Origin of the sequence: Parvibaculum sedimenti, from assembly GCF_009184905.1 — a bacterium.
GTDB classification, from domain to species: Bacteria; Pseudomonadota; Alphaproteobacteria; order Parvibaculales; family Parvibaculaceae; genus Parvibaculum; species Parvibaculum sedimenti.
On the sequence record NZ_WESC01000013.1, the window covers coordinates 1 to 17,729 of the forward strand.

Consider the following 17,729-nt stretch of genomic DNA (forward strand, 5'->3'; position numbering starts at 1 on the left):
ACTCCCTGCAATCTTCCATCAAAAGGTGATCGCAGATCACGACGCCAGAGGTAATGTGGGGGCAAAACACCGCTTACACAATGTCCCAATCCAAGAGCGAAGCCTTGGAATAGAAACTCACGTCGGACACGGCATCAGACGCGAGATCGAGACCGATAGCCAAAATTTCTTTTGCCATATAGACACAAAACCCCTCGAATCGTCTCCCCTTTCAGACTAACAACATCCACCCTTTCTTCTAAATTGTCTGTGTGCCGCAGCACTTATGGCCGAACTCACGCACTGATTTTCCTAGCGCCCACATGTCAGACTGGGTTAATGTATATCATTAATAGTTGAATAGAGGTACGGGAGACTTCATGGGCCGCAAGATACTTTTCATCACGACCGATCAGATGCGCTTCGATGCCATCGGCGCGAATGGGCAGAAAGTGGCCCGCACGCCAGCGATCGACGCGCTGGCGGCAAACGGCATCAACTACAGCCGCGCGCATAACCAGAACGTCGTCTGCATGCCCGCCCGCTCGACCATGATCACCGGACAATATGTCTCGACGCATGGCGTGTGGATGAACGGTGTGCCGCTGCCCGTCGATGCGCCGAGCGTCGCGCAATATCTGCACGAGAAAGCGGGCTACCGCACCGCGCTCATCGGCAAGGCGCATTTCGAGCCTTTCCTCGACTTCAAGCAGCAGTTCTATGAGAGCCAGATGGCGCGGCTCGGAGAATACGGGCCCCATCGCGGCTTCGAGCACATGGAACTCGCGGCCCATTCACCGCTCATCCTGCACTACGCGGAATGGCTGAAGACGCACGATCCGGATGCCTTCGTGAAGTTCTATCCAAACCTCGACGCGAAATTTCAGGTGAATGCGGCGGGCGGCGGCGAAACGGGCGGTTGCCAGCTCCACTTCAACGATGTTGCGCGCGAGCATTATCACACCGACTGGGTGGCGGACCGCGCCATCGCCTGGCTCGACGGTTTGAAGGCGGATGAAGACTGGTTCTGCTGGGTCTCCTTCCCCGATCCGCACCACCCCTGGGACCCGCCGAAGTCGGAGCTTGGCCGCCACCCCTGGCGCGAAACACCGATGCCGGAATTCTATCCGGGCTCGAAGGAAAAGATCGAAGCGATCCTGAAGGACAAGCCGCGCCACTGGCACGAATGGTACACGGGCGAGCGCGTCACCAATTTCGAAGCGCCGCCGGAGTTTCGCGCCTGCGACATGACCGCCGATCAGGTGCGCGAGATCAACGCCTTCACCCATGTCGAGAACGAACTGATCGACGAGGCCGTGGCAAAGATCATGGCCAATATCGAAAAACGCGGCTGGGGTGACGATGTCGATGTCGTCTTCACTACCGATCATGGCGAGTTTCAGGGCGAGTTCGGCCTGCTCTTCAAGGGCCCCTATCATGTCGACGCGCTGATGCGCCTTCCCATGATCTGGCGGCCCGCCAAGTCGGCCAATGTCGCGCCCGCGAGCGTCGCCGCACCGGTCGGCCAGGTCGATCTCGCACCGACCTTCTGCGAGATCGCAAGTCTTCCCGTCGCCGAATGGATGCAGGGCAAGCCCCTCCCCCAGAGCGAAACGGAGGCCGCGCGCCAGAAACGCGAACGGGTTTTCACCGAATGGGACTGCCAGCATGTAGACGGCACGACAGTGGGGCTCCGCACCATCTATCGCGACGGCTACACCATCACGGCCTACCTGCCGGGAACGATCTATGACGGCACTGAGGGCGAGCTTTACGATCACAAGAACGATCCGCAGCAGTGGCGGAACCTCTGGAACGATCCGGCTTACCAGGCGCTGAAGTCGGACCTGCTCGCGGATATGAAGGACAATCTTCCCTCGGTCCACGAGCCGCGCCTTGAATGTGTCGCACCGGTCTAGGCACCCCGGTCCACGTCATGTCATCCCGGCGCAAGCCGGGATGACAGTCGCGCGTCCGGCATGCAGAATGCGGCACCTCAAGAACTGCAGGAGTCCCGCATGTCCTCTCCCACCCCGCGCATGATCGCCGTCAAGGACGGTTCGATCGGCTGGATGATCTTCAACAATCCGGAGCGCCTCAACGCCGTCAGCCTCGACATGTGGGAGGCCGTGCCGAAGATCATTGCGGAATTCGAATCCGATCCGGAAATCCGTGTCATCGTGCTGAAGGGCGCAGGCGACAGGGCCTTCGTCGCGGGCGCCGACATTTCGCAGTTCGAGGCGCAGCGCAACAATCCTGAAAGCGTCGCGACCTACGAAGACGCGACCACCCTCGCCTTCGAAACAATCGCGCGCGCCGAACGCCCGACCATCGCCATGATCGACGGCTATTGCATCGGCGGCGGCCTCGGTATCGCGCTTTCCTGCGACATCCGCTTCGCGGCAGAAGGTTCGACCTTCGGCATCCCGGCCGCGAAGCTTGGCCTTGCCTATGCGGCGTCCGGTACGCGCCGCCTCGTCGATGTCGTAGGCCCCGCCTTCGCCAAGGAAATCTTCTTCACCGCGCGGCGTTTCACCTGCGACGAAGCGCTCTCCATGGGTCTCATCAATCGCGTCTTTACACGCGAAACTCTGGAGGCCCAGACGCGGGACACCTGCTCGATCATCGCCGAGAATGCGCCGCTGACCGTCATGACGGCAAAGAAGATCGTCGACGAGACACGAAAGGCATCCGACAATTTCGACGCCGATTATTGCGATCAACTGATCGAACGCTGTTTTTCGAGCGAGGATTATGCCGAGGGACGCAAGGCGTTCATGGAAAAGAGAAAGCCCGTATTCAGGGGCCGCTGAAACAAATCCAACGAGAAAACAAAGGGAGAAACGTCATGGGCGGAAGGCTCGAAGGCAAGGTTGCGATCATCACCGGCGGCACGAGCGGGATCGGCCGCGGCACGGTCGATCTTTTTCTGAAGGAAGGCGCGAAGGTCGTCGTTGGCGATCTCCAGGACCACAAGGGCGTGGCGATGGAGCACGAGCTGGGCAAGAACTTCTCCTATTGCCGCACCAATGTTGCGCATGAGACGGAAGTGAAGACGCTGGTCGAGCACACGATCGAGAAGTTCGGCAAGCTCGACATCCTGTTCAACAATGCCGGTTATGGCGGCGTCGGCGGCGAGCTGCACGAAATCGACATGAATGGCTTCGACGAGACGGTCGGCGTCCTGCTGAAGGGCGTTGTGCTCGGCTACAAATATGCCGCGCCACACATGAAGGCGCAGCAGTCCGGCAGCATCATCTCGACCGCATCGGTCGCAGGATTGCAGGCTGGCTTCGGCCCCCTCATCTATTCCGCCTGCAAGGCGGCGGTGCATCACTTCTCGCGCTGTGCGGCGATGGAGCTTGCGCCCTTCTTCGTGCGCTCGAATGCGATTTGCCCCGGCGGCATCGCAACCTCAATCTTCGGAAGCGGGCTCGGCCTCGGCACGCAGGTTGCCGACCAGTTCGCCGAAGTGATGAAGCAGCACCTTGCCAACATCCAGCCGACACCGCGTTCGGGCCTGCCGAACGACATCGCGGAAATGGCGCTCTTCCTCGGCAGCGACGCATCGAGCTTCGTTACCGGCCAGAGCATCGCCGTCGATGGCGGGCTTACCGCTGGCCCCATGGCATCGCTCGGCAAGCGGATCGACTTCGAAAAGGTCATCGGCGACTTCCTGTCGAGCCTGCCCGCCGACGCGAAGCCCGCGCAATAATTCCTAAACCATCCGGCCCTAGGCTCTCTCCGGGGGTGCGTCACGCCCTCCGGAGAGAGCCCATGGCCGAACCATCCGAAACCCAGCCGAAAGACGCCTCCGACCGCCGCCTGTTCCGGCGTATCGGCACGCGCATCGAAGGCCGCGTCGTCTTCGCCGGCGTCGATGTCGATTGCATCGTGCATGAAATGTCGGCGACCGGCGCGCTCATCGAATGCCTGCCGCTCCCTGCCCTCGGCGCCGCTGTCGCCATCGACGTGCCCGATGTGGGTTTCGCGCGAGGCGCCGTCATCCGCCATGACGGCGCGCTTGCCTGCATCGAGCTTTCGACGCCGACAGGCAAGCGGCTGAAGCTGACCGACCGCCTCATCCTCGCTGCCTTCCATAACCCGCCAGAAGACCTTTCCTGACGTTTCTACCAGTAGCCTTCGCCCCCGGAACAGCTAAACTCCCCGCAAACAATATCTCACGGGGAAGCGACATGACGCTCAAGGACAAGGTTTCCATTGTCACCGGTTCGGCCACGGGCCTCGGCGCCGCCGTCGCCATCAAGCTCGCGGAGCGCGGCAGCCGCGTCGTCATCAACTACACGAAGAGCGAGAAGGAAGCGAAAGAGACACTGGAGATGGTCAAGTCGAAAGGCGTCGACGCCATTCTCGCCCAGGGCGATGTCGGCGAGGATGCCGATTGCCGCCGCATCGCGCAAACCGCTGTCGACAAATGGGGCCGCATCGACGTGCTCGTCAACAATGCGGGCACGACGCAGTTCGCCAACCACGCCGATCTCGAAGCGCTGACTGCAGAGGACTTCTTCTGTATCTACAAGGTCAACGTCGTCGGCGCCTATCAGATGATCCGCGCCTGCGCGCCGCACATGAAGAAAGTGGGCAAGGGCTCGGTGGTCAATGTGTCGTCGATCGCAGGCGTCACCGGCGTCGGCTCATCGGTTGCCTATGCCGCCTCGAAGGGCGCACTCAACACCATGACGCTATCGCTCGCCCGCTCCCTCGCGCCGGAAATCCGCGTCAACGCCGTCTGCCCCGGATTCATCGGCACGCGCTGGTTCTCCGACCGTTTCGGCGAGATGCAATACGAAAAGATCAGAAAGCAGCAGGAGGCGACCACGCCGCTCGCCCGCGCCGGAACGCCGGAGGACATCGCCGTTTCGGTCGTCTTCTTCGCCGGCGAAGGCTCGGACCACATCACCGGCGAAACGCTGATGACCGATGCCGGCATGCATCTCGGCTTCGCACCGCTGAAAGCGCGGTAAGTCGCGCGGGAAAGAACGGGTTCTTATGCTGAAGCTCGCCGACAATCCGACGCGATTCCTGTTCTTCACCGGCAAGGGCGGCGTAGGAAAGACCTCGCTCGCTTGCGCTGTCGCGCTAAAGCTCGCCGACAGCGGCAAATCGGTGCTGCTGGTCAGCACCGATCCCGCTTCCAATCTCGACGAGATGCTCGGTGCCAAACTCGACAATGCCCCCACGCCAATACCGGGCGCGCAGCATTTGTTCGCCATGAACATCGATCCTGACGAGGCGGCTGAAGACTATCGCCGGCGCGTCATCGAACAGATGGCACCTACATCAACCGACTCGGAACGCTCGACGGTACGCGAGGAGCTATCTGGCGCCTGCACCACCGAGATCGCAGCCTTCGATGAATTCGTCGGTCTTCTGGCGGATGACGAGTCCGCTTATGACCACATCATTTTCGATACGGCCCCTACCGGCCATACGCTGCGTCTTCTGAGCCTGCCCAAGGCGTGGACGGGATTTCTGAAAGACAATGATCGCGGTGCTTCCTGCCTCGGTCCGCATTCGGGCCTCAAGATGCGCGAGGCACGCTTTCGCGCCGCGCTCGCAACGCTTGGAAATGCGGCGCTCACCACCATCATGCTGGTAACGCGCGCCGACAGAAGCGCCATACGCGAAGCGGCGCGCACTTCGGACGAGTTGCGAGCGCTAGGCCTCGCCAATCAGCGCCTCGCCATCAATGGCGTCTTTCACGCGGCCGATCGGAACGACAGCATTGCTCATTCGATCGAAGCGCTTGGTGAGAAAGCCCTAGCCGGCATGCCGGAAAATCTGGAGACGTTGCCGCAGGATCGCATCCCTCTGCGGCCGTTCGACATGGTTGGATTGGCTGCGCTGCGCGCCCTGCTCTCCGATGTCGACCCACATGCCGCCGCGCATGTGAAGGGCGCGGGGCCCTCGGCACCGGCCATCCCCAAACTCGATGCACTGGTGGATGAACTCGCCGCCGCGGGTCGCGGCCTCATCATGGTGATGGGCAAAGGCGGTGTCGGCAAGACAACCATCGCCGCCGCGCTCGCCATAGGACTCGTCCGGCGCGGACATAGCGTTCACCTCAGCACCACCGATCCGGCCGCACATATCACCGCGACGCTCGACGGCGACCTCGACGGATTGCAGGTCGACCGTATAGACCCCAAGGCGGAAACCGATCGCTATATCGAGAAGATCATGGCCACGCGCGGCAAGAATCTCGATGAGCAGGAACGCGCCCTGATGCTCGAAGATCTGAAGTCCCCCTGCACCGAGGAAGTGGCCGTGTTTCACGCTTTCTCGCGCGTCGTCGCGGAAGCGAGAAGCAATTTCGTCGTTCTCGACACGGCTCCCACCGGTCACACGCTTCTGTTGATGGACGCGACAGGCGCATATCATCGCCAGATGATGCACGACATCGCGCCCGGCACCCATGGCCGCATCATCACGCCAATGATGAGATTGCAGGACCCTGACTACACAAAGATCATCCTCGTTACGCTACCGGAGACGACGCCCGTCTCGGAAGCGGCGAGTCTTCAGGAAGATTTGCGCCGCGCGAAGGTCGAGCCCTATGCGTGGGTGATAAATCGCAGCCTCGCAGCGGCCGCCACCCATGACCCGCTGCTGCGCGCGCGCATCGCTGCGGAGCGCATCCAGATCGAACGTGTCGGCAAAACGCTTGCAAGGCGTCTCTTTCTTCTGCCGTGGCAGGCCGAACCGCCGGTTGGCGTTTCTGCCCTGTCCGAACTCGTCTCTGGCTAACTACTCGGCAAGAAACTTCAGCACCGCTTCCTTATAGGCGCGGTCGCCGACCGTCTTCATGTGGTCGCGCTTCGGCACGGTATATGACTGTGCACCGGGAATAGGTGCCGCGAGCGATGCTGCAGGTCCGGCCTGATCGTCCGTTTCGCCCGCGACGATCAGCACAGGCCTTGTGATGTGTGGCAGCAGCTCGGCCGGAAAATCGGCGCGCACGGCCTCGAAGCAGGCGGCGAGCGCCGCGCGGTCCTGATGGTTCTGGTCGGCGAAGGTGCGGAAAAGCTTTGCGGCGGGACTTTTGATCGAGGCGGGATCGTCGGTCAACAATGCATCGGCGACCGCACTCGCATCCTTGTTCTTATCGAGAAGGCGTTCGCCGACGCCTGCGACAATCACGCGATCGAAGCGCTCCGGATAGAGCGCTGCCGCGACGAGCGAAACCATGCCGCCCATGGAATAGCCCATCAGGTCGACACCCGGCTCACCCAGATGGTCGAGCAGCGCAACCACATCGCCCGCCATTGCCTCCAGCGCATAGTCTTCCACATCATGCGGCTTGTCGCTTTCGCCATGTCCTCGCCCATCGGCCATGATGACGCGCCGGCCTGCCTCGATCAGTGTTCGCGTCCAGCTCGTCGCAATCCAGTTCACCCGATGCGTCGAGGCAAAGCCATGCACGAGAAGAATGGGCGCACCCTCCCCCTCGACGCGATAGGCGAGCTTCAATCCATCTGACTCAAAATACTGCACGGGCAATCTCCAGGCCGTTTCCGACAGCATAGCATTTTCGCTCGTCGGAAACGCGGCCACGGATTGTAGCGGTGACATTTGCCCGGCGAAGAGGATAGGATTTCCAAAACGCGGAGGATCCCATGACTGCATCAGCATTGAAACGCCAGGTCTGCGACGCTATCGACGCCATGGCGCCGACGCTCATCGAAGTGAGCCATGCGATCCATGCAAAGCCTGAGCTTGCCTTTCACGAGGTCGAGGCGGCCTCTCTGCTGGCGGGGCATCTGGAACGCGCCGGCCTGCCGGTCACGCGCAGCGCCTTTGGCCTGCCCACCGCCTATGCCGCAACCTTCGGCCCCAAGGGCACGCCGGAAGTGGCGATCCTGTCGGAATATGACGCGCTGCCCGGCATCGGCCATGCCTGCGGACACAACATCATCGCGACCACGGGCCTCGGTGCGACGCTCGCCTTGGCGCAGCTTGGCCATGGCCTGCCCGGCCAGATCCGCTATCTCGGCACACCTGCCGAGGAACGCGGTGGCGGCAAGGAACTGATGGCGCAGCAAGGTGCCTTCGATGGCGTCGATGCCGCCATGATGGTGCATCCGGCGGGCATCGACCTCATCACCATGCCCTGCATCGCCATTTCCGAAGTCGCCGTCACCTATCGCGGCCTGGCTGCCCATGCTTCGGCCATGCCGCATGCGGGCCTCAATGCGCTCGACGCGCTCATCACCGCTTACCAGTCAATCGCCCAGCTCCGTCAGCACATCAAGCACACCGAGCGCATTCACGGCATTATCACCAAGGGCGGCGTGGCGCCCAACATCGTGCCGGACGAGACGGAAGGTTTCTTCTATGTCCGCGCGGCCAATGCGGAGGAGCTGGCGCTGCTGAAAAAGCGCGTGCAGGTGTGCTTCGAGGCTGGCGCGCTCGCCACCGGCTGCACCGCCGAAATCAAATGGGCGCAGGCCGATTATCTCGACCTCAAGACCAACATGCCGCTCGCTCGCAGCTACGAGGGCAATATGCGCGCGCTCGGCCGCGACTTCTTTCCGATCGAGAAGCTGCCCTCGGGCACCGCCGGCAGCACGGACATGGGCAATGTCAGCCATCGCGTACCGTCGATCCATCCGATGATCTCCTGCGCGCCGCCCAATGTCGTGATTCACAATCCGGAATTCGCGCGTTGGGCCCGCTCCGATCTCGGCGACAAGGCCTGCATTGATGGTGCGAAGGCGCTGGCCATGACGGCCATCGACTATCTGAGCGATGCGGACCTGCGCGCCAAGACTGCTGCCGACTTCGCGGCAACGGCGGAAGCCTCCGCCCGCTCCGTCGCCGCCGCTTATGATCCGCGTGGCACGGCCGAAATCGGCGGCTGCGGCTGCGGCGCCCATTAGGGCGCCGCAGCCTCTCGCTCAACGAACGATCGTCTCGATCGACTCGACTTCCTCGACGACACGCTCGTCGAGGATCTTGCGCAACTCCTGCTGCTCCTTCAGCCCGATGGGGAAGCCCCACATCATGTAGGCGACGAAGAGATTGCAGCAGAACGGCACCGCGACATAGAGCATGTTGAGGTGGGTCAGCACCTCCGGCGCGTTCTCGCCACCTGGCTGAAACCCGATGAAGGACAACGCCCAATAGGTGACGCCGATCGACACGGCGCTCCCCACCTTCGCCGTCAGCGTCAGCAGAGCATAGAAAAGCCCCGTGCGGCGCTGGCCCGTATGCACTTCATCGTAATCGCCGACATCGGCCATGATCGAGCGATAGAGCACGTTCGGAATACCGACATTCATGCCGAGGAAAAGCAGCACGATCGACGCGACGACGATGTTGCCCGGCGGAATGAGGAACAGCGTAGGCACGAAGAGAACGTTGAAGAGTGCCGCGCCGATCATGGTACGGTGCTTGCCCAGGCGATAGCTGATCTTCAGGACGAGCGGAATGAAGGCAACGCCCGCGAAGAAATAGAGCAGCAGCAGCAGGCTCGCATAGGTGCCAACCTGCCAGACGTAGCTCGATTCGTAGATGAACATGGCGCCGAGCGCCGAGCCCGAGAAGCCGCTGGCGAGGTCGGCGATGACAAGCGTCCTGAGCGCGCGATTGGTGGCGAGCACCTTTACTGCTTCGCTGATTGGCAGATGCGCCTGCGGACGCTGCTTGCGCTCGCCCATGAAGCGGACTGCGAAGAAGACAGTAAGCGGCAGCGCGATAATGACATACCAGCCCATGACGGCGACACGCGCCGTCTCGACATGCTCGCCGCCCACTTTCTCGATGATCGCGGGCAGCATCAGCACCAGCGGAACGCCAAGCACCGCAAGCCCCTCGCGCCAGCCCTGGATGCGGGACCGCTCGTGATAATCGTCATCGAGCTCCGCGCCCCACGACATATGCGCGAGCAGCATCATGGTGAAACCGAGATAGAGACCGAACAGGCCGGCGAGCAGATAGTTCGCAGAGACTGGCGCCGTGGGCACGAAAATGAACCAGCTCGACACCATCAGGAGCGGGACGGCAATAACCAGCCAATGGCGCCGCCTGCCCCAGCGGCTGGGAAATCGGTCGGAGAGGTAACCGAGAACAGGATCGATCACGACGTCCCAGATGCGCGCCAGCATGAAGATCGTGCCGACGGTCGCAAGGCCGAGGCCCATAGGGCCCGCATAGAAAGGCGGCAGATAGACCGCCAGAGGCAGGCCCAGCGCGGCAATGGGAATCGAAGGGCCCGCGAAGGCGAGCAGGCGAAGGGCGGAATGTTTCGGTTCGGCCATCGAAGGCAGGGCTCCCTCTCGTACGTAACTGTTTACTGGAACGAGAAGAAACGCCCACCCAAGGCCGGAAACGCCTGCGCGCCCCATCGCCGGGTACTTGTCCTCCCCAAATCCTGCCTCCTGCGGGGTCTTCGTGCCCCGCTTTGGGCGGGAGGAGTATGCCGAACCGCACCGGCAGGGCCAAGCAATACTATCGACGTTGCGTCGTCCCCAAAAAAGTTGGGGAAAAGAGGCTAGGAATCCGCGCCCGCCCGGACTAATTTAGCGCCCGCCGGGGAAGCCACCCGGCCGAGTTACCCGCGGCAGAAGGTCAGACGCAATGCACGGCGAAGGCACCCCGAAATTCACGAATGACGCAGGCGTGTCGGAAATCCGCATCGGCGTGCGTGAGTTTGAATGCGTCGGCGCAACCCCGCCCTACGACCACCCGCATGTCTATCTCGACATGGGCCGCGAGACGGAAATGATCTGCCCCTATTGCTCGACGCTCTACAAGTTCGATGCGTCACTGAAGGCGGATGAAGCCGTTCCGGCCAGCGCCGTCTACCACACCACGGCACACGCCTGATCCTGTAACGCTGCCGCCCGCTCAGGCAGCCGGGCGCCTACAAGGTCACGATCAATCCGACCACCGTCGCCAGCATGACGAGGGTTGAGAGCCAGCCGAGCAGACGCAGGCCCTTCGGCAGCATCAACTCGCCCATGATTTCGGGCCGCTTGGTCATCAGCATCATCATCACCATGACCGGCACGGCGACGAAGCCGTTGATGACGGCGCTCCAGAACAGCGCCTTGATCGGGTTGATTTCCAGAAAATTCATCGCCACGCCGATCAGCGTCGAGAAGGCGACGACACCGTAAAAGGCCTTCGCCTCGCCCGGCTTGCGCGCAAGCCCCGAGGGCCAACCCATCGCCTCGCCCACCGCATAGGCAGCAGAGCCCGCCAGCACGGGCACGGCCAGAAGCCCCGTGCCGATAATGCCCGCAGCGAAAAGAACGAAGGCAAAGGGACCCGCAATCGGACGCAAGGCTTCTGCCGCCTGGGCCGAGGTTTCGATGTCCGTGACGCCATGCACATGAAGCGTCGCCGCCGTGGTCATGAGGATGGCGAGCGCAACAACATTCGAGAAAACCATGCCCACGACAGTATCGAGCCGAATGCGGGAGAATTCCCGGACCGCCCATTTCGGGTCGGTCGCTAGCGGCGGGCGGCGCGGATCGCCATCCGTAGACTCGACCTCCTCCTCAGCCTGCCAGAAGAAGAGATAGGGGCTGATGGTCGTGCCGAAGACGGCAACGATGCTGGTAAAATAGGCCGTATTATAGGAAATCGACGGTAGGAAGACATCGCCCGGGAGCTCGCTCCACGGCACGTCGACAGCGAAAAGCGTCGCCACATACGCGAAAAGCGTGAGCGTCAACCATTTGAGCGCAGGCTCGTAGCGCGCGTATTGGATGAAGACTTCCGCCAGCACACTGGCTGCGCCGAACAGCACGACATAGACCGGAGCCGGCCCGCCGATGAGTAGCTGCAATGCAGCACCCATGGCGCCGAGGTCCGCGCCGATATTGATCGTGTTGGCAATACAGAGAAGGCCGACAATCGCGTAGAGCACAGGACGCGGGTAGTAGCGGGCGAGGTTCCCGGCAATGCCGTGCCCCGATACACGGCCGATGCGGGCACTGATCTCCTGGATCGCCGCCATCAACGGGAGACTCAGCACCAGTGTCCAGGCGAGCCCGTAGCCGAACTGCGCCCCTGCCTGCGAATAAGTGGCTATGCCGCTCGGATCGTCGTCCGAGGCGCCCGTCGTGAGGCCGGGGCCGAGGAGCGCAAAACGTGGCTGCGCGTCATCGTCGGGCGCGTTTGCGGCATCGTCCGGGTTTGTCATGGAGACCAATGTTTGCGGTTTGGCGCTGGGGGCAGTCTATCTGCTTCGCTCCGGGCGAGGGAAGCTCCCCCTACCGAATGTTTCCGCGAAAGCCTTCCATGACTCCGGGATCTGGCGGTCGTTTCCCTTTTGGATACAAAGGCGGCCACGAGGATTCCTCCTGTCTGGACGAGCAGGTCCAATGGGCACACTCTGCACGCCGCGATCTTCGATTCTCCCAAACACCCCAAGTCGTCCCGGCGAAATTATTGAGGCAACCAGAGGCCAAAATGCCCAACTACCCCTCCTCGCCGGCCAGGCGCCTCGCCTTTGCCGCCATCGACCGGGGGCTTCTCACATGGCGCTTCGCCAGGCTCGGGCGAAGGTTCATGCGCGTTCAGGGCCGCATGCCGAAACTCGCGCTGCCGGAGACCTATTACGACTGGATGCAATGGCGAAAGGTCTTCGACCATAATCCGCTCTTCGTGACGCTGAGCGACAAGCTCGCGGCGAAGGAATTCATTACATCGCGTAATTCGGATCTGAAAGTGCCGCGCGTGTTGTGGGTGGGGAAAGGAACGGATGCCATTCCCAAAGAGGTTCTGCGCGGCAATGTCGTCGTGAAGCGCAATGACGGCTGCAATCGCAACTTCTTCATCCGCGCCGGGAAATATGACCGCGACGAGCTGGCGCAAACAATCCGGTGTTGGCGCAGCGAACGCGCCTATGGCCGCAAGGATGCGGAATGGGCCTATGGGCAGATAGAGCGCCGCATATTCGTCGAGGAAATGCTGGGCAATGAAGACGAGCCGCCTGTCGAGATCAACATACGCGCGGGGGCCGGCAAGGTAAGCTATGTATCGCTGCTGCTTCACGCAAAGACCGATCGAGAATCGCTGATCTATTTCTCTCGCGATGGAAAGCGCCTTGGGGTGGAACCTGCGCCCGGCGTGACGGACGCCGAGCTCGACGCCATTGCCCTGCCGGAGGGCTATCAATTGGCGGTGGCGCAGGCGGCGCGGCTCAGCCAGGAGATCGATTATGCGCGTTTCGATTTCTACTGGAGCAGCGGCGAACTCTTCGCAGGCGAAATCACCATCTATCCAGCTTCGGGCTACGGGATCATCCCGACGTTGAAGTTGAAAGAGGACCTCATAGAGAACATCATGCGTGTCTGGGATCCGCGCAATTCGTGGTTCCTGTCGACGCCGCAGCGGGGATGGCGCGGTGTCTACCGCCGCATACTTCTGGATGAACTCGACCGGCGCGGGTCCGCTGTTATCTCCTGAAGACAGACATTTGTGGTATGTCACTGAAACAAATGCCGACAGGTAATCTCATAAAGACGGTCCGCTGCGTCGCGGCCTGGCGGAAAAGCCTGTCGCGACGGCGCCATAGCTATGCATTTCGGGCCGCCGCCGCCCGACAGATCGAGCAGATCAGAAAATCCGCAGACTCACCATTTCGTCGAAAGCCGCGCCCCGGCCACGCACGAGGCATTGATTTCTACGATGAGAATATGCTGATCCAAACCATGGCCTTCGCCATGTACAAATATCACCGCTTTCACGGAACTTTGCCGGACTTCGTAAATCCGAGCGGATATAACGAGCATATTTTCAGGCGAAAATTTTTTGCCGAATTCAGTGTGCCCGAGAGCGGCAACAAACTGCTGACATCCTCATTCATCCCGGCGCATCTGAAGGGCCTGATTCGCATCCCGGAGATCGTATGGCATTCCCCACATGCGGAATTGCCGACTAACAACGAAATCGCCCCGGGCTTCTATTATCTAAAAGCCAATCACGGCTCCAACATGTTTCAACGGATTGAATATCCGCTGAAGGAAGACGAGCGCCGACTTCTTGAGAGGAAATGCGCAGCCTGGCTCGCAAACGACTATGGCGTCCATGACGGCGAGTGGTGGTACAGCGCGTTCCCGAAGGAAATCCTCATCGAGAAGCAGGTCGGATCGAGCGCAGAGTCGATCGCCTGGAACGTATACATCTTCAAGGACCGGATCGGACTGATCTCAGCCTACAGAAAGACCTTGAGGAACGGAATCCTGGTCGAAGAGTCGACATGGTTCGACGAAGATTTTCAGGTGAGCCGGTTTCAGTCCTCCGAAAGACCCCGCCTTCAGGACTTTCATCTATCGGAAGACACTAAGGCGCGGCTGGTCAGCGCCGCGCTCGACATCGCCAAGCCGTTCGATTTCAACAGGGTCGACTTTCTCATCGATGAAATGGAGCGGATCTATCTGGGCGAGATCACCTTCACACCGAGCAACGGGCTGAACGAACCAGCCGACGGATTGATCGCCCATTTCGACGCGCTGCTCGCCAGCACACTTCGCTAAGGCGTCCGCCCGGCTGGTGGCCCCTGCGGGACTCGAACCCGCATTCCCTCACGAGAAGCAGATTTTAAGTCTGCTGCGTATACCAATTTCGCCAAGGGGCCCCGTTTAGCGGCGTCACAGATATGCCTGCTCGGGCGGCGTGGCGCAACGCGGGAGCGTTTATCCGCATCACCCACCCCAAATGAAAACGGCGGCCCCGAAGGACCGCCGTTTCAAATCCAGCCTGCCGAAGCTTAGCCGGCGAGGCCCTGCCAGACCGGCCAGCAGCTGTTGCCGGCGGAAGCAGCGAGCTTCGCCTGGGCTTCCTTGGCCGTCGCGCCATCGGCGGACTGCACACTGCTCTTGCCGCCGGTGCACCAGACATAGAACTGGTGCTTGCCCGACTTGGACATGGCATCGAAGCTGGAATCCAGCGCCATCGCCGTGCCCGAAACCATCATCGTCGCACCGGCAACCAGACCCACAATGCCGAAAATCTTCTTCATAAGCGTCTCTCCCTCCGGGTATCGCTGACCCTTGAACTCGTTCCCAAGCCTTGTTTTTTTCAGGCTTTGCCGACGCTTCCCCCCAACCCAAGTGTTCCCTGCGGAGCGCGAGATTGGCGGCCGTCAAAACCCGTCAGCTTGGAACTTTAGCCGACTCTCATAATATTGTATCGGCTTGAGCCGGAGTGAAAGCTGAATCTTTGCAACAGATGGACCCGGCTGTTGCAATTTGGCGACATTTCCACCCCTGCCCGGCGTCTCCGGCTCTCAGCCTGGTTCCCCTTCGATGGGCTCCACACCAAAACCTTCCAAAAGCGCCCGAATCTCGCCCGCCGCCTCATCGAGTCGGACGGGATCGACACCGCGCATGACGAGGCTCGTCCCGAAGCTCTTGCCCCGATAATAGGGGTAGGAGCCGATAACGACGTCCGGAAAGCGCTTCTGAAGCTCGCCAAGCTTCTCCGCGATGGTCCCCTCCCCGATCTGCCCGCTCACCGTGCGGCTGCACATGGTAGCGCCGCCTTCGAGTCGCGGGGTCAGGCTGTCGAGCATGACCTGCATGACCATGGGCACGCCCGCCATGACAAAGACATTGCCGATCTGGAAACCCGGCGCCTTGCTCAGCGGATTGGCGATGAGCGTCGCGCCTTCGGGAATGCGGGCCATGCGCTTGCGCGCCTCGGTGAATTCGCCGCCGGTTTCCTTGTAGTGGGCATCAAGGATCGCCATCGCCTCGGGATGGTGGTCGATGGGCACGCCGAAGGCCTTGGCAATCGAATCCGCCGTGATGTCGTCATGCGTCGGGCCGATGCCGCCCGTAGTAAAGACATAATCATGCCTGGCGCGAACCTCGTTGATGACGGAGACGATAGTCTCCTCCACATCCGGAATCACGCGCGCCTCGCGCACCTGCACGCCGATCTGGTTCAGGTGCTGGGCGATATAGGAGAGGTTCGAATCCCGCGTCCTCCCGGAGAGGATTTCGTCGCCGATCAGCACCACGCAGGCTGTAACGAGGCGAGGCGCAGCGCTCTCGGCGCCCGGGCGGCCGGCGGCATCCGTCATCTTTCAGTCCTCGCGGGAGTTCATATACGGATGAAGATAGCGCCCTCGCCACGTCATAGACAATGAGCGGCTTCAGCCCGGCGTTGGGCTGGCCCTCGGCCCTTTGAAGGATTATGTTGCCCGAAAGCAGCCTTCACCCGGACCTTCCCATGAATTACATCGATGCCTTCGACGCGCCTACGCGCAATACCGGTCAGATCAAGCTCTACGGGGCCGACGCATTCGAAGGCATGCGGGTCGTGGGCAAGATCGCCGGCGGGGCGCTCGACATGCTGGCGGGGCTCATCAAACCGGGCGTGACCACGGCGGAGATCGACCAGGCGGCCTATCAATACGGGATCGACTGCGACGCCCTGCCCGCCACGCTCGGCTATCGCGGCTATCGCTACTCCTGCTGCACCTCGATCAACCATGTCGTCTGCCACGGCATGCCGAGCGACCGTGTGCTGCGCGAGGGCGACATCGTCAATGTCGACGTCACCTATATCAAGGACGGCTGGCACGGCGACAGCAACCGCATGTATTACGTGGGCGAAGTGCCCCGCAAGGCCGCGCGCCTTTGCGAAGTCACCTATGAGGCGATGATGCGCGGCATCGCCGCCGTCAAGCCCGGTGCGACCCTCGGCGACATTGGCGCCGCGATCCAGGAATATGCGGAAGGCGAGCGCTGCTCGGTCGTGCGCGAGTTCTGCGGCCATGGCGTCGGCCGCGTGTTCCACGACATGCCGAACATTCTGCATTACGGCCGCCGCGGCGAAGGCGCGCGGCTCAAGGCGGGCATGTTCTTCACCATCGAGCCGATGATCAATCTCGGCAAGCCGGGCGTGAAGATCCTCGCCGACGGCTGGACTGCCGTCACGCGCGACCGCTCGCTCTCGGCCCAGTTCGAGCATTCGGTCGGCGTCACGGAAGATGGCGTCGAGATTTTTACCAAATCCCCCGCAGGTCTCGACTTCCCGCCCTATGCCTGAACCAACCAAGCGAAAGACGCCGGTCAATCCGCATCACGCGGGCCACCGCGAGCGTCTGCGCGCGCGCTTCAACGTGGCACCCGACGCGCTGCCCGACTATGAGCTGCTGGAACTCATCCTCTTCCGCACCATTCCGCAGCGCGATGTGAAGCCGCTGGCGAAAGATCTGATCGCCTTTTTCGGCGGACTATCGGAAGTGCTGAACGCCGCACCCGAACGGCTGCGCGAGGTGAAGGGCGTTTCGGACGCGACCATCACCGACTTCCGCATCGTCCGCGAGGCGGGGCTTCGCCTTTCGCAGGCGAAGGTGATGAAGAAGGAAGTGATCTCTTCCTGGTCAGCGCTGCTCGACTATTGCTCGGCCTCCATGGCGCATCACCCGATCGAGCAGTTCCGCATCCTCTTCCTCGATCGGCAGAATGTGCTCATCGCCGACGAGGTGCAGCAGACCGGAACCGTCGACCACACGCCAGTCTACCCGCGCGAAGTGGTGAAGCGGGCGCTGACGCTCAACGCTTCCTCGATGATCCTCGTCCACAACCACCCCTCGGGCGACCCGACCCCCTCCTCAGCGGACATCGAGATGACCAAGCGCATCGTCGAGACGGCCAAGCCGCTCGGCATCCAGGTTCACGACCATCTGGTCATCGGCAAGGGCCGCCACGCGAGCTTCAGGTCGCTGGGGCTGATCTGAACCACCTGCCCGCGATAACGGCCCC

At 61.7% G+C, this 17,729-nt stretch carries 17 protein-coding genes and 1 tRNA gene; 12 read left to right on the forward strand and 6 right to left on the reverse strand.

What is annotated here, in order from left to right:
* Positions 1 to 359 precede the first annotated feature (359 nt).
* The 6 genes from F2P47_RS13625 (at position 360) to arsA (ending at position 6,747) form a co-directional block, all read left to right on the forward strand.
* A complete protein-coding gene (locus F2P47_RS13625; RefSeq protein WP_152216930.1) occupies positions 360 to 1,898 on the forward strand; it encodes a sulfatase family protein in 1,539 nt (512 codons plus the stop codon).
* Positions 1,899 to 1,997: 99 nt separating this feature from the next.
* On the forward strand, positions 1,998 to 2,792 hold the full coding sequence (locus tag F2P47_RS13630) for an enoyl-CoA hydratase (protein ID WP_152216931.1): 795 nt from the start codon (positions 1,998 to 2,000) through the stop codon (positions 2,790 to 2,792).
* Positions 2,793 to 2,827: 35 nt separating this feature from the next.
* Complete coding sequence (locus F2P47_RS13635) at positions 2,828 to 3,694, forward strand: SDR family NAD(P)-dependent oxidoreductase (RefSeq protein ID WP_152216932.1); 867 nt, start codon at positions 2,828 to 2,830, stop codon at positions 3,692 to 3,694.
* Between the two features lie 62 nt (positions 3,695 to 3,756).
* Positions 3,757 to 4,104 carry a PilZ domain-containing protein gene (locus F2P47_RS13640; protein ID WP_152216933.1) on the forward strand — a complete coding sequence of 116 codons (348 nt, stop codon included), beginning with the start codon at positions 3,757 to 3,759 and terminating at the stop codon, positions 4,102 to 4,104.
* A 71-nt stretch (positions 4,105 to 4,175) separates the two neighbouring features.
* The gene (locus F2P47_RS13645) at positions 4,176 to 4,964 is read left to right on the forward strand and encodes an SDR family NAD(P)-dependent oxidoreductase (RefSeq protein WP_152216934.1); all 789 of its coding nucleotides are present in this window, start codon (positions 4,176 to 4,178) and stop codon (positions 4,962 to 4,964) included.
* 25 nt (positions 4,965 to 4,989) lie between these two features.
* A complete protein-coding gene (gene arsA / locus F2P47_RS13650) occupies positions 4,990 to 6,747 on the forward strand; it encodes an arsenical pump-driving ATPase (protein ID WP_152216935.1) in 1,758 nt (585 codons plus the stop codon).
* Here arsA and F2P47_RS13655 read toward each other — a convergent pair whose 3' ends face one another.
* Positions 6,748 to 7,494, reverse strand: a complete 747-nt coding sequence (locus F2P47_RS13655; protein ID WP_152216936.1) for an alpha/beta fold hydrolase — start codon at positions 7,492 to 7,494, stop codon at positions 6,748 to 6,750.
* 122 nt (positions 7,495 to 7,616) lie between these two features.
* Here F2P47_RS13655 and F2P47_RS13660 point away from each other — a divergent pair, with 122 nt between their 5' ends.
* Positions 7,617 to 8,879 (forward strand): M20 family metallopeptidase, encoded by a 1,263-nt coding sequence (locus F2P47_RS13660; protein ID WP_152216937.1) that lies wholly within the window; start codon positions 7,617 to 7,619, stop codon positions 8,877 to 8,879.
* 18 nt (positions 8,880 to 8,897) lie between these two features.
* On the opposite strand, the gene F2P47_RS13665 is transcribed toward F2P47_RS13660, so the two are convergent.
* On the reverse strand, positions 8,898 to 10,259 hold the full coding sequence (locus F2P47_RS13665) for an MFS transporter (protein WP_152216938.1): 1,362 nt from the start codon (positions 10,257 to 10,259) through the stop codon (positions 8,898 to 8,900).
* Positions 10,260 to 10,578: 319 nt separating this feature from the next.
* On the opposite strand from F2P47_RS13665, the gene F2P47_RS13670 reads away from it, so the two are divergent.
* A complete protein-coding gene (locus F2P47_RS13670) occupies positions 10,579 to 10,827 on the forward strand; it encodes a zinc-finger domain-containing protein (protein WP_152216939.1) in 249 nt (82 codons plus the stop codon).
* 37 nt (positions 10,828 to 10,864) lie between these two features.
* Here the strand turns inward: F2P47_RS13670 and F2P47_RS13675 are convergent, their stop codons facing one another.
* Complete coding sequence (locus F2P47_RS13675; RefSeq protein ID WP_152216940.1) at positions 10,865 to 12,151, reverse strand: NRAMP family divalent metal transporter; 1,287 nt, start codon at positions 12,149 to 12,151, stop codon at positions 10,865 to 10,867.
* 269 nt (positions 12,152 to 12,420) lie between these two features.
* Here F2P47_RS13675 and F2P47_RS13680 point away from each other — a divergent pair, with 269 nt between their 5' ends.
* Together F2P47_RS13680 and F2P47_RS13685 are read left to right on the forward strand one after the other, a co-directional pair.
* Positions 12,421 to 13,419: an ATP-grasp fold amidoligase family protein gene (locus F2P47_RS13680; RefSeq protein WP_185681119.1), complete on the forward strand. Its 999-nt coding sequence runs from the start codon at positions 12,421 to 12,423 to the stop codon at positions 13,417 to 13,419.
* 230 nt (positions 13,420 to 13,649) lie between these two features.
* On the forward strand, positions 13,650 to 14,489 hold the full coding sequence (locus tag F2P47_RS13685) for an ATP-grasp fold amidoligase family protein (RefSeq protein WP_185681120.1): 840 nt from the start codon (positions 13,650 to 13,652) through the stop codon (positions 14,487 to 14,489).
* A 14-nt stretch (positions 14,490 to 14,503) separates the two neighbouring features.
* Here F2P47_RS13685 and F2P47_RS13690 read toward each other — a convergent pair.
* The 3 genes from F2P47_RS13690 to F2P47_RS13700 form a co-directional block, all read right to left on the reverse strand.
* A tRNA-Leu gene (locus F2P47_RS13690) sits at positions 14,504 to 14,590 on the reverse strand.
* A gap of 132 nt (positions 14,591 to 14,722) precedes the next feature.
* Entirely contained in the window at positions 14,723 to 14,974 is a 252-nt protein-coding gene (locus F2P47_RS13695) for a hypothetical protein (protein ID WP_152216943.1), read from the reverse strand.
* A 267-nt stretch (positions 14,975 to 15,241) separates the two neighbouring features.
* The gene (locus F2P47_RS13700; RefSeq protein WP_152216944.1) at positions 15,242 to 16,039 is read right to left on the reverse strand and encodes a competence/damage-inducible protein A; all 798 of its coding nucleotides are present in this window, start codon (positions 16,037 to 16,039) and stop codon (positions 15,242 to 15,244) included.
* A 149-nt stretch (positions 16,040 to 16,188) separates the two neighbouring features.
* On the opposite strand from F2P47_RS13700, the gene map reads away from it, so the two are divergent.
* Positions 16,189 to 17,010 carry a type I methionyl aminopeptidase gene (map, locus tag F2P47_RS13705; protein WP_152216945.1) on the forward strand — a complete coding sequence of 274 codons (822 nt, stop codon included), beginning with the start codon at positions 16,189 to 16,191 and terminating at the stop codon, positions 17,008 to 17,010.
* A complete protein-coding gene (gene radC / locus F2P47_RS13710; protein ID WP_246176901.1) occupies positions 17,003 to 17,704 on the forward strand; it encodes a RadC family protein in 702 nt (233 codons plus the stop codon). Before map ends, radC begins: the two co-directional genes overlap by 8 nt.
* The last annotated feature ends 25 nt before the right edge of the window (positions 17,705 to 17,729 follow it).